Here is a 12,157-nt window from a genome sequence, read left to right as displayed (position 1 = left end):
AAACAACGACATAGTTTCTGGTTACCTCTTCCAGCCACTGAATAGTGATGTTAGGTTAGTGCCACGGATCTAGTCGCACCGCGGCCAAGGCTCGCGTGCGGAAGGGAGTCAGCATGGCACTACGCGCGGATTCTAACGGAATCGACGCTTCGCTTTATCGGAGAAACGGCTCGTGGAGCACCGCCCTCGTGGACGCATCGTTGGGAACCACTGCGGCCCAAGAAGCCGCAGATCGGCTTCCGGACGACGTAGCCAAGCTGCTCAAGAGCCAGCAGGCACAGCCGGACGATGTCCAAGCACTGATCGGCGCACTGGAACCAGCCGAGGGCTTGCGAGCACCCGTAGCAAGATTCGTCGCCGTTCATGACGGCGAAGTCGTGCTCAACGAAATCATCCCAGGACTCAAGGTCCAAACTCCATCGGTGGATGTGGGTCCATTCCCGAACTTCACAGCGCTGGCTCGCGCGCGTGGCGGATCGTTCTCCTACCTCGTAGCCGAAGTCAGCAAGGACGGAGGTGAAGTGCACCTCTATAACACGGCGTCCCCTGAACGCCTCGGCAGCCGTGGCATAGTCGGATTACCCGAGGAAATCCACCATGCGCGCAAGGTGCCCGGCGAATATGACCAGCCGAAAGCCCAGGCGGCCGCCGATGAGATGGTACGTCGAAATGCTGATGAGGTCGCCGGCCTGATCAGCGAGATGTCCGCCGAGAACTACGTTCGTCTGGTCATTCTTTCCGGCGATATCAAGGCTCGTGAAATAGTGCTCGGGGCACTTCCGGTGGCACTGAAGGAATACGTAGAAGTCATCGACTCGCATACGCGTACCGGAGGTGCGGACGCCAAGCAGGTCGATGCCCAGATCACCAAGCTGGTGGAGGAGGTCAAAGCCAAGGATCTGGCTGAATTGGAGTCGAAGGTTGCCGCCCAGTCCGGCAACGGCCGAGCGCAACTGGCTGTCGGATTGAATGAAGTCGTCACTGCACTCCAATCGGCGCAAGCCGAAATGGTGCTGGTTGGCCAATATCAAAGCGAGCATACCCTGCGCGCCTTGAGCGCAGAACCGTGGATTGCCCATCAAGATGGGGATGACCATGCAGAGTTGGTGGTCGGCGAGTGGCCAGCGCCGGAAGTGCTCTTGCGCGCAACCGCGCTGACGGACGCCAGCATCCGATACGTACCGGAATCGATGATTCCTGACGGAGCAGGAATCGCGGCCTTGCTGCGCTGGGCCAAGTCCTGAAGAAGCGCACTAAATGAAATTGCAGTAAACGAAACGATCCGCACAGGAGCTCCTGTGCGGATCGTTTTTGCGCTTGAGCCGCGTGAATCCTAGCGGTCCGACGGGTCGGGTGCCCGCGGCGCTGGTGGGGAATCCACCGGCGGATTGCCGGCGTGTGGCTGCTGCTCTGGCTGATATGCCGGAGGAGCCCAGTATGGCTGGTTAGGGCGAAGCGGTGGCTGGTTCATTTGCCAAGGTTGCAGCAACGGCCGGCGGTCTGCAACCGGGATTGGGCCCGCCGTACGAGCGATGCCCTGCCTATCGGCAAGCTTCACCAGCATGAAGGTCAACAGGGCCATGAAGCACACCGAGAAGACTAATGAAACCGGGTTGGATTCCGTGGCGTTCAGATCGACAAGGCCGACTGCGCCGAGCAGGAACAAGAACGTGTTGTTGATGATGTGCATGGCCATCGCCGCTTCCAGGCCGCCGGTGCGCCACGTCAGATAGCCTGCCGCGATAGCGAAGGCTGCCACATCGAGAAGCCCCCAGATATCGTAGAGGTGGCCGATGGTGAACAGCGGCACCGGTAGCAGAATGGCGAACAAGGGATGCTTCAGCCAGCTGCCGATGACCTGCATGAACGCACCGCGGAAGACGAGCTCTTCGGCTGCGCACTGGAACGGTGTCAAGAGGATAACCAGCAGCGCATAGAACAGCGGATCCGTGGGCAGGCTGCTGGCAGGAACCGGCTCGGACGCGCCAATTCCCACTGCGCCCAGCCCGAAATTCACCCCGAAATACAAGGCGAACAAAACGGCGCTGGCAGCCAACGCCAGGCCGAACCATCGCCAGCGCAATTTGCCGGTGACCGAAATCAACTGGCCGACAGGCTTCGGTCCGATAAGCAAATAAGCGAAAAAGACCGCAGGGATCATGATGATCAATGAGGCCATGGTCATCGAGAAGTCCGTCGCCGAAGCCATATTCAGCATTGGATCCATGAGGAATTGGTCGGGGGCCTCTTCCGGATTATCGGCAGCCCACGTCATCGGGTTCATGAGCAGTGCGGCGAACATCGCCAGCATTGCAATGAGCAAAGCTGCGAGGTAGAAGCCAATGCCGACGCCGGAGAACGCCAGCGGACGCCACCAGCGATAGTTCGCACTGCGTCTCATCAGGCGATGGAACGGATAGCTCATTTCACCTTCGGCGCCCTGCGGCGCGGGTGGCAAATTCATTGGCAAGCTCATGGCTCAATTCTCCCGTTCCGCGATGCTGGAAAGCATGAACCTTGCGGAGGATTTATCGCGTCATCCTTTTGAGCGTCCACGAACAGCGCGGGAAGACGCGGACTGCGTCCATATGAAACTCCCAGGGGCAAGCTCTTAGACTTGGTACGGACGATTCGCCTTTATTGATTTGGAGCAGCGCCACGTGGGCCATCATCACCATGACGAACCGATTTTGCAGGATCCCAAGCGCCGGCGGCGTGCCTCGATCATCCTTTGGGCTCTGCTTGCGCCCATAGGTGCTTTGGCCATGGTCATGGTCATCCTGTTGTGGCCGCAAGGCAACTACGACAAGTTCGCCCTCAACGGAGCCATGGATACTACCGGCGGAGCGACGATGGAAGTTGGCACAGTTACGCGCAGCGCCATCCAGGATTGCCCTTCGTCCCAAGGATTGGAAGAAGTAGGCGGCAAGGTGCTCGAATGCCAGGTCACCTATGTGATGCCTGAATCCGGTGGCGCTGAAATCCAGTTGGAGATCCCGCCGGAAATGCTGCAATCACGGGATGCGCGCGCGGGCGACAGCATCCGCTACCTAGATCTTTCCGCGGTCGACACCACCAGCGGAAGCCCGTACGTGTTCGTTGACTTCGTGCGCACGTTGCCCATGGCACTGCTGGCCATCGCCTATGGCGTGGTGGTGGTGCTCGTCGCCGGTTGGCGCGGCACCCGGGCCATGATCGGCCTGATCGGCGGCATCGCCTTCATGATCGTCTTCATGGTTCCGGCCTTGCTCGAAGGCGGCAATCCGGTCTTGGTGGGACTCACAGGCTCTACCGCCATCATGTTCGTCGCGCTGTATTTCGCCCATGGACTGAACGCGAAGACATCCACAGCGCTGCTGGGAACGCTCTTCGGTCTTGCGGTGACTGCAGGGATGGTGCTCTGGCTGACCGATGCGGCCGCGTTGACCGGGGCCAATGATGAATCGGCAATCACCTTGTCGACGGTGGCCCCGCAAATATCCTTGCCCGGCTTGCTGATCTGCGGTGTCCTGGTCGGCGGCATGGGTGTGCTCAATGACGTGACGATCACCCAATCGGCCACCGTGTGGGAACTGGCAGAGAGCACGCCGAAGTCCTCGGCCAGGGAATTGTTCTTCCGCGGAATGCGCATCGGCCGCGACCATATCGCTTCGACCGTTTACACCATTGCTTTCGCCTATGCTGGTGCGGCCCTGCCAGTCTTGGCTATTGCCGCATTGAGCAACCAGAGTTTCGGGGTCACCTTGGGCTCCGGCGCCATGGCCGAAGAGGTCATCCGCATTCTGATCGGCTCCATTGGATTGGTCCTGGCAATTCCGGTAACGACCGCAATTGCGGTCATGGTCGTGAAGGCGACCGGCACCGGCGGGGCCCACGGCAAACGCTCCTTGCAACGCGTGGGTTCCGACGCCTAGGTGCGAACCATTCTCATATGTAATGTAGAATAGTTCTCAATAGCGATCCGATTTAGATGGAGACACCCATGAAGAACCACCGCTCGCTGCTCGCAGCAGCTGTAGCCCTGCCTGCTGCTGGACTGATCCTCGCCGGATGCGGTAGCAGCACGGCCAGCGAATCAACGGAAGCGGATTCTGCTGCGATCAGCGTAGTGGCCACGACGAACGTCTACGGACAGATCGCCCGAGCCATTGGCGGAGAGAGCGTGGAGGTCAGCGAGATCATCACTTCGGCCGCACAGGATCCGCATTCCTACGAGCCAACAGCCCGAGATAAGCTGGCGATCTCCAATGCCACGCTGGTGCTGGCCAATGGCGGAGGATATGACCAGTTCATGGACTCCCTGGTTTCCTCGATTCCAGAAGGCAAGGCTGGCGAGATCACGCTCGTGCACGCAGTGGATTCCTCGCCGGTAGCTGAGGAATCGGAAGCAGCCGGGCATGAGGGCGAAAGCGCTGAAGAGCATGCGCAGCACGCCGAAGAGGATTCGCATGAGGGCGAAAGCGCTGAAGAGCATGCGCAGCACGCCGAAGAGGATTCGCATGAAGGCCACGACCACTCGGCCTACAACGAGCACATCTGGTATGACCTGGAATCCATGGGCGACCTGGCTGATGCGCTGGCTGAATCCTTCGGAAAGGCCGATAGCGCCAACGCCGAGCAGTACCAGCAGAATGCGGCTTCCTTCAACGAAGGAATCGACAAGCTGGAGCAACAGCTCGAAACCGCGAAGCTGGATGGCAAGAGCTTCGTGATGACCGAGCCGGTACCATTCCACCTGCTGCATGCTGCAGGCATGGAAGATGCCACCCCGGAAGGGCTGAGTGAAGCCATTGAAGAGGGCGAAGGCATTGCACCGATAACCATGAAGAAGGCCGAAGACCTGCTTTCCGCAGGCGATGCCGACATGCTGGCCTATAACGTGCAGACTGAAGGCAGTGAAACCAAGGCGCTGAAGAAGAGCGCAGAGCTGGGGCAGATCCCCGTGGTTGACTTTGCAGAAACCATCCAGGATGACTCCAGCTACCTTGAATGGATGGAATCCAACATTTCCGACTTGGCTTCCGCGATCAACGGCTAAACCTACGTAGACTAAATGCATGGCATTGTTCTCTTCCCAGATAACTCAAGCGACAGGCAAAGCACGCTCCCTCCTCGCGGAGCGGTCTGTCCGAGCAGAAATCGCCCACTTGGACCGGGGAATCGAACAAGCCGACCATGTGCTGTTCTTCGCCGAAGGCCCCGGCCAGTTCTACCAGCTCGGAGTCTGGCTGGGGACCTTCGAGCGGTTGGCTGCCCAGGGCCTGAGCATCGGAGTGGTGCTCATGGATGCCCTGAGCGCACGCCATGCGCTGGAAGCGACGACTCTGCCGATCATGTTCTCGCGTTCCATGGAACAGATCGAGAACAACCTGCGCGAGTGGGATGCCAAATCCATCAACTACGTGAATAACGCCCAGCGGAACTTCACGATGCTGCGTTTCAATGGGCCAGCGCACATTCACCTGAACCACGGTGAAAGTGAAAAGACGTCGATGGTCTCCAACCAGCTCAAGGCCTATGACTTCGCCTGCGTGGCCGGTGCCGCTGCGGTCGAGCGCATCACCGAAAGCATTGCCCGTTTCGACCCAACGCATCTGGTGCAGATCGGGCGCCCGCAGCTGGACAACCTGGAATGGCCCGAGCCATCCGAGAAGATCCGCGTGCTCTACGCGCCGACGTGGGAAGGCGATTCCCAGGCCATGGCCTACTCCTCGGTGGCGACCCTGGGGGAGCGGATTCTCGCCCAATTGAGCAACGATGAGCGCTTCGACGTGCGTTTCCGACCTCATCCGAAGACCGGAGATGTCTCCGCTGAAGCGAAGAAGGCAGTTCTGGGCCTGAAGAGCAATTATGCCGCCACGCTGGACCCGATCGGCGATGCGGCGCAGTCATTGGTGTGGGCGGACGTGGCCATCTGCGACACCTCGGCGATGGCCTATGACGCGGTAGCGCTGAACATCCCGCTGCTGCTGTCGGGGGATCCCGAAAGCAAGCTCCATGCCGGGCTGCCGTTGGACCAGCGGCTGGGCAACGCGAACGGCTTGGCCCAGCGGGTAGCCGACCTGGCCGCCTCGCCAGTGGCAGGGGCGCAAAAACAGCTGGCCCAGTACTTCTTTGCCACCACCGAACCAGGGGTGGCAACCAAGAAGCTGAACCAGCTGCTTTCCAGTCTCTAGTTTTCGCGCCTAGCGGTGCTTGAAGACCGTGTCCTGCCATTCACGGTGGGCAGCGGGATCATGGGAGATCATCACGTGCTTGACGTTGGTGTACTCATCGAAAGAATACTGGCTCATGTCCTTGCCCATGCCGGAAGCCTTGTAGCCTCCATGCGGCATGTCGGAAACGATCAGGATATGCTCGTTGATCCACACGCAGCCGGCCTGGATCTCGGCGCTGGCACGCATCGCCCGGTCCACGTTCTTGGTCCATGCGCTCGCCGCCAGCCCATACGGGGTATCGTTGGCCAGTTCGATGGCCTCATCGTCAGTGCTGAATGGCAGGGCCACCAGAACCGGTCCGAACACTTCCTGCTGCACGATCTCCGAATCCTGGGCAGCTCCAACCACCAAGGTGGGACGGTAGAAGAAGCCATCGCCCTCAAGCTGATGGCCGCCCGCCAGCACCTGAGCTCCTTGATCCTTGGCCCGCTGGACCATCGAGGAGACCTTCTGCAGGTGCTCCTGGCTGATCATCGAGCCCATGTCGGTTTCGGGGTCGGTGGGATCTCCCACCACCATGGCCTCCATCAGCTCGGCCACACGGCTGGTGAACCGCTCGAAAACCGAGGAATGCACGTAGGCGCGGGTGGCCGCGGTGCAATCCTGGCCTGAATTGATCGTCGAGCCGGCTACCGCACCGTGCGCGGCGGCTTCGATATCCGCATCATCGAAGACCACCAACGGTGCCTTCCCGCCGAGCTCCAGATGCACCCGGGTACCGCTCTCGGCGGCCATGGACATGATCTTCAGGCCCACCGCGGTGGAGCCGGTGAACGAGGTCATCTTCACCAGCTGGTGGCGCACCAATGGCGCACCGACGCTGGGACCGTCGCCAACCACAATATTGATCACCCCGTCCGGGAGCCCTGCATCCTTGGCAGCCCGGGCAAAGAGCACCGAGGTGCCCGGGGTCAGCTCGCTGGGCTTGAGCACAATCGTGTTGCCGGCGGCGATCGCGGGCAGGATCTTCCATGCAGCCATCTGCAACGGGTAGTTCCAGGGGCTGATCGAGCCGATCACGCCGATGGCTTCGCGGCGAATCATCGAGGTGGTGTTCCCGGCATAGTCCCCGGTGGCCAAGCCCTGCAGGTTGCGTGCGGCGCCAGCAAAGAAGTTCACGTTGTCGATGGAACCGGGCACATCGAACTGGGTGGACATGCGGATGCTCTTGCCGGTCTGCGCGGTCTCCACGGCGGCGATCTCATCAGCATGCTTCTCAAGTTCGCGGGCGAAGGCCAGCAGGTGGTCGGCACGCTCGCCCGGGGTGAGCTTGGACCAGGTTGTGAAGGCCTCGGCGGCCGCGTGCACCGCCTGGCCAACCTGTTCGAGGCTTGAGGTATCGACGTCCAGCAGCTTCTTCCCGGTGGCAGGGTTCACGCGTTCCAGCACCGGGCCGAGCCCGCGGACTTGCTGGCCGTTGATGAACTGGTGTCCGAGGGAACTATCGTAGTAGGCCATGTGGATTCTCCTAGGGATGCTCAGAGGGTGAAATAGAACTTGCGCAGGGTTTCGGTGACAGTCCACTGTGTTCTCATGCCAGCATGAAGCCTGGCAATGCTGCCCGGAACCAGCCGGAGTTCCTGCGCGCCGAAGCCGTCGGCTTCCAGGATCTGCACGGTGGCGAGGCCGGAAAGCACAGCGAAATATTCGTCGGATTCGATATCCCGCATGGCTCCGGCAGACATTTCCCAGATGCCGACTTCCGCATTCCCGAGGGTGCCCAGTTCCGCATAGCCTGTGGTCGCGGGTGCCTGTCCGTCAGCCCGCTGGTCTTCGCCGATCGGTTCGTGGCTCAGCTCCACGTCGCCGGCCTGGACGATACTGGCTCGAAGATCTTTGGACGGCATCAGGAATCGAACCCCATTCCGATCTTGTCCATCAGCTTCAAGAAGGCCGAGCGCTCGCCGTGATTGCGGTCGGCTTTGGCCAGCTGGCTGGTCATGAGTTTCACGCCCACCCATGCGGCAGGTTCGGGAGGGAAAGGGATCGGCTTGGTGCGCACTAGTTCCAATTCGGTCAGCTCCGTCTTCTTTCCCGAGAGCAGATCCAGCATGACCTTGGCACCGAACCGTGTGGCGCCCACACCGAGGCCGGTGAAGCCTGCGCAGTAGGCGACCTTGCCGCCATAGGCCAGATCGAAGAACGAGAAGAATCGCGAGCAGGTATCGATGGCGCCACCCCATGCGTGGGAGAACTTCACATCCGTCAGGTCCGGGAAGCTGCCGAAGAAATGCGCGGCCAGCTTTTCGAAGGTCCGCTGGTTGGTGTCGTAGCTGGAGCGGACCTTGCCGCCGAAATGGTAGACCGCGTCGTAGCCGCCGTAGAGAATGCGGAAGTTCCCGTCGGCATCGATGGTGGGGCGCGCATAGTGGAAGCGGTTGTTCAGATCTGCCAGGCCCACCATGTCCGCCCAGCCGATGGCTGTGCGCTGCTGGGCTGTGAGCGGTTCGGTCATCAGCGCGTAATCGTAGACCGGGATGACGCGTGCGCGGTGGCGCTTGAGCAGCGAGGGGAAGACGTTGGTGGCCAGGGCTACGCGCTGGGCGGTGATCTGGCCGTCGGCGGTGAGCACCTGGACCTGCGCGCCGGTATTCTCCATCTCCAAGGCGTGGGTGTGCTCGTAGAATTCAACGCCCAGTTCGCGGCACACGCGGGCCAGTTCCCAGACGAGCTTGGCCGGGTGGATCAGCGCGGTGGAATGATTGTCGCGGGAGCCGGCCAAGAAATCCGGGGAGTTGATCAGCTGCTTGACCGCGTCGGCGTCCAGGTAGTCGACGCCCGGGGCTTCAGCTTCCTCGGCCACCCAAGCGATCTGATGCTGCTCGGTGGCCACGTTGATCGAGCCTTGGCGGATGAAGTCCACGTCCATGGCGTAGCGCTGCACCGTTGCTTCGAACTCGTCGAGGTTCTGCGCCCCGAGCTCGGCGAGCAGCTCGTTTTCTTCCGGCAGGTGGTTTGCGCCATTTGCTTCGCCGTGGACCAGCGATGCTTCGCAGAAGCCGCCATTGCGCCCCGACGCGGCCCAGCCCAAGCGCTGGCCCTCGATCAGCACCACTTTGCGGGAAGGATCCCGTTCCTTGGCTTGCAGCGCGGTCCATAATCCGGTGTAGCCGCCGCCGATAACCAGCAGGTCGGTGGCGATTGACCCGTGCAGTGCCGGATGTGGAGTGGGACGCTGGCTATTGTCCAGCCAGTAGCTGGTGCGCTTGGCATCTGCCAGTGCCCGGGCGACCAAGGCGGGGGAGACTTCGGCTTCATGCCTGTCAAACGTCAATTCATTGTTGGTGGCCATTGGTACTTTCCTCGAAGATAGCTGATTCGGTGGACGCTATCGATGCAGGGGAACGACCAATGGTCCTTGAGGCTTTGCGGTCTGCTGGGCACCGAGGATGCCAGATGAGTGCCTGTCGGCGGTCAAGGCTATCCCTCTTCTCGGAAAAGTTGAACACAAATTGAATGTGATTCATTACTCATCTAAGCCCGTGCAACTCGGGGTTGTCAAGATCCGGAAGCAGGCAGAAACCCGGCCTTGAGAACAGCGGAGCGTTACATTCAAGACCGGGTCTGGCTAGGCGGGAAGAGCCGCGGGTTCTGAGCTATCCGGTTGATCGGCACGGCGTGGGACGCTGCCTGCGGTGTGGCGGCTGAGCCAAGCGGCGCCGAACATCAGGAGGAATTCGGCAGCCGCGATGCCCAGCATGATCGGCGCATGGTGCCCGTCATGCACCGCATGCGCGCCGTGGTGGCCGGTGAACCATGGCATTCCGATCACCATCGCCACGTGCGAAGCGCCCATCAGCGCGCTCATCACCAGCAGGCTCATGGGTGAGCCGCCGCGCAGCACGCACCAGGAGCATTTGACGCACCAGAAGGTCATTGCCAGCAAGGCCAGGGTCCACCACAGCGTGTGCGGCAGCGCTGCCAGCACCAGCAGGTGGGCTGCCGCCAGGCATAGCGAGGCGATGCCGAGCGCGCGATGCCTGGCAGGGGCACTCGTCGTGAGCCTAGTCGCCGCTGCCACAGCAACCGTCGGATTCCTTGGTGGCGCAGCAGCCGTGCTGGACCGGGGCCGGAACGTCAAGCACAGGGGAGCGGTCGAAGAATCCTTCGGGGCGGATGGTGAATCCGACCTTGTCCACGGGCATCATCGGCCAGTCCTCGGTGCGCGGGAAGTGGGTCAGCGCGAAGGTGTGCCACAGGCTGATCTGCTCGCCATCGATGTTCTTGTCGTCCTCGATCCAGGAGCCGATGCCGTCAACGCCAGGGTTCTGGTTCACGAAGTCGCCGGTCGGGTAGCGCTGGCCATCCTCGCGCTTGGTCACCCACAGGGCCTTGGAAGCGAATTCCGCGCGGCGGTGGATGGAGGATCCCTCGGCGGCCAGCAGGGTCGGGAGTCCCTGGGACATCAGCTTGTAGCCTACCGGCTTGCCCAGGTAGTTCTGCTTCTCGGGGTTGGTGACCACCCAGGTGCGCCCGGCCGTCGGGTTGTTGTCGCGCACCGCCTGCTTCTCGGTGGCCAGCACGGTGTGGCTGCGGGTAAAGGCGTTGCCGCGCGGATTCTCCTTGCTGATCGGCAGGCGGACGGCTTCTTCCTCGATGACGCGGCTCGGGCCGCCATCCAGCGCGAAGTCCAGGCGGGCGCCGAAGATGTGCTGGTGGAACGGCGCGGTCAGCCCCGGAGCCATCTCGGATGAGAAGCGCTCGTCGCCCATGGCCGAGGTGAAGACGATGCCGGTGGCCTTGGCCTCGAATTCGATGGTGCCATCCAGGTAGAGGTACCAGTAGAAGCCGTAGTCGTAGTTGCCCACGGTGGTGAAGAAGCTGATCACCAGGCGGCGGTTGCGCCGGGTGTACTTCACTCCGGACCAGTCATCGGCATGCTTGGAGAGGATCGAGGCGTCTTCCTCATGCATGCAGATGCCGTTGGCGATCGTCTGCGCATTGCCATCGGCGTCGGTGACTACCGGGGAGATGTAGTGGATTTCGCCCAGGCAGTCGCAGCCGAGCTCCAGGGAATTGGCCAGGCGCCCGATGAGGTATTCGCCGGTGTCGAAGTAGTTCTGCCAGCTGCGTACCGGGGACGGATCCCCGTAGGGCACGACCATTTCCGCGATGGAGGCGCGGTCCAGGATCCGGCGTTCCACGCCCTTGTCGTTGAAGGCGATGTTGTAGAGCACCAGGCCCTCGCGCATGTCGAAGCCGATGTCCAGCGACCATTTCTCCCACTCGACATGGTTGCCGGCGCTCACCGTGAAGCTCGCGCCTTCTGGCTGGGTGATCTCGATGGGCTTCTGGGTGGTGCGTAACGGGCCCGTGAGTTCCGGGTCGGTGTAGTTGCCGTGGGTTTCGGGCACCGGAACGATGCCCAGATCCAGCAGCTGGTCGATTTTCCCGGCGATGGTGTCGATGTAGACCACCAGTCCGTCAACCGGGTGGGCCCACGCGGAGTCTTCGGCGAAGTCCTGGCGGAAGGCCAACCCGCGCAGGATGCGGCGTCCTGATTCCTGTGGGTACTCGTCGTCGTACACACCTGCGGACAGCGGGGCCACGCGCACCTGTTCCGGCTTCAGTCCGCGCTTAGCCAAAGCGGCCGCCCACTGCGGGTCGTCAATCAGGATGGACTCGACCTTTTCGAATTCCTCCAGCAGCACCGGCATCTGCCCCACCTTGGCTGGATCCAGATCGACGCTTGAGTGCACGCCCTGGGCGCCCAGGTCCAGGACGACATCCTTGGGGGAGTTGGCCAGCTTGTCCATGAGCATCACGCGGACAAAGCGGCCGGGACGGTCGGCGCGCGGGTCTTCCAGGCCCATGTAGGCGATGCGGGTGTTCTCGGTGAACAGCTGGTTGCTGACCAGCAAGTCCTTGGCGGCGGCAACCTCTGCTTCGCTGAGCAGGGTGAAATCCGTGGCGGTGGTGGTTGGCATGAGACCGGCTCC

The 12,157-nt window shown here is 61.6% G+C and carries 10 protein-coding genes; 4 read left to right on the top strand and 6 right to left on the bottom strand.

From position 1 onward, the window contains the following. The first annotated feature begins 113 nt into the window (after window positions 1-113). Window positions 114-1,244 carry a hypothetical protein gene (locus tag ACR9WD_RS12795; RefSeq protein ID WP_073707992.1) on the top strand — a complete coding sequence of 377 codons (1,131 nt, stop codon included), beginning with the start codon at window positions 114-116 and terminating at the stop codon, window positions 1,242-1,244. Window positions 1,245-1,333: 89 nt separating this feature from the next. Here the strand turns inward: ACR9WD_RS12795 and ACR9WD_RS12790 are convergent, their stop codons facing one another. Next, window positions 1,334-2,464 (bottom strand): CPBP family intramembrane glutamic endopeptidase, encoded by a 1,131-nt coding sequence (locus tag ACR9WD_RS12790; RefSeq protein WP_073707993.1) that lies wholly within the window; start codon window positions 2,462-2,464, stop codon window positions 1,334-1,336. Window positions 2,465-2,660: 196 nt separating this feature from the next. On the opposite strand from ACR9WD_RS12790, the gene ACR9WD_RS12785 reads away from it, so the two are divergent. The 3 genes from ACR9WD_RS12785 (at window position 2,661) to ACR9WD_RS12775 (ending at window position 6,176) form a co-directional block, all read left to right on the top strand. Next, complete coding sequence (locus ACR9WD_RS12785) at window positions 2,661-3,914, top strand: YibE/F family protein (RefSeq protein WP_073708013.1); 1,254 nt, start codon at window positions 2,661-2,663, stop codon at window positions 3,912-3,914. A gap of 68 nt (window positions 3,915-3,982) precedes the next feature. Next, window positions 3,983-5,038 (top strand): metal ABC transporter solute-binding protein, Zn/Mn family, encoded by a 1,056-nt coding sequence (locus ACR9WD_RS12780; RefSeq protein WP_073707994.1) that lies wholly within the window; start codon window positions 3,983-3,985, stop codon window positions 5,036-5,038. 109 nt (window positions 5,039-5,147) lie between these two features. Continuing rightward, the gene (locus tag ACR9WD_RS12775) at window positions 5,148-6,176 is read left to right on the top strand and encodes a CDP-glycerol glycerophosphotransferase family protein (RefSeq protein ID WP_158024712.1); all 1,029 of its coding nucleotides are present in this window, start codon (window positions 5,148-5,150) and stop codon (window positions 6,174-6,176) included. Between the two features lie 9 nt (window positions 6,177-6,185). Here the strand turns inward: ACR9WD_RS12775 and ACR9WD_RS12770 are convergent, their stop codons facing one another. From ACR9WD_RS12770 to ACR9WD_RS12750, 5 genes are all read right to left on the bottom strand, one after another. Continuing rightward, window positions 6,186-7,676 carry a gamma-aminobutyraldehyde dehydrogenase gene (locus ACR9WD_RS12770; RefSeq protein WP_073707996.1) on the bottom strand — a complete coding sequence of 497 codons (1,491 nt, stop codon included), beginning with the start codon at window positions 7,674-7,676 and terminating at the stop codon, window positions 6,186-6,188. 20 nt (window positions 7,677-7,696) lie between these two features. Further along, window positions 7,697-8,065 carry a cupin domain-containing protein gene (locus tag ACR9WD_RS12765; protein ID WP_073707997.1) on the bottom strand — a complete coding sequence of 123 codons (369 nt, stop codon included), beginning with the start codon at window positions 8,063-8,065 and terminating at the stop codon, window positions 7,697-7,699. Continuing rightward, window positions 8,065-9,510 carry an NAD(P)/FAD-dependent oxidoreductase gene (locus tag ACR9WD_RS12760; RefSeq protein ID WP_434922159.1) on the bottom strand — a complete coding sequence of 482 codons (1,446 nt, stop codon included), beginning with the start codon at window positions 9,508-9,510 and terminating at the stop codon, window positions 8,065-8,067. Before ACR9WD_RS12760 ends, ACR9WD_RS12765 begins: the two co-directional genes overlap by 1 nt. A gap of 276 nt (window positions 9,511-9,786) precedes the next feature. Continuing rightward, the gene (locus ACR9WD_RS12755) at window positions 9,787-10,239 is read right to left on the bottom strand and encodes a hypothetical protein (protein ID WP_434922158.1); all 453 of its coding nucleotides are present in this window, start codon (window positions 10,237-10,239) and stop codon (window positions 9,787-9,789) included. Continuing rightward, the gene (locus ACR9WD_RS12750; protein WP_434922157.1) at window positions 10,223-12,145 is read right to left on the bottom strand and encodes a primary-amine oxidase; all 1,923 of its coding nucleotides are present in this window, start codon (window positions 12,143-12,145) and stop codon (window positions 10,223-10,225) included. The genes ACR9WD_RS12755 and ACR9WD_RS12750 overlap by 17 nt, the downstream gene beginning before the upstream one ends. Between the last annotated feature and the right edge of the window lie 12 nt (window positions 12,146-12,157).

The organism is Glutamicibacter sp. PAEs-4 (genome assembly GCF_051161755.1).
Taxonomy (GTDB): Bacteria; Actinomycetota; Actinomycetes; order Actinomycetales; family Micrococcaceae; genus Glutamicibacter; species Glutamicibacter nicotianae.
The sequence above is the reverse complement of the archived record's forward strand: the minus strand, read 5'-3'. Positions and strand labels throughout refer to the sequence as shown.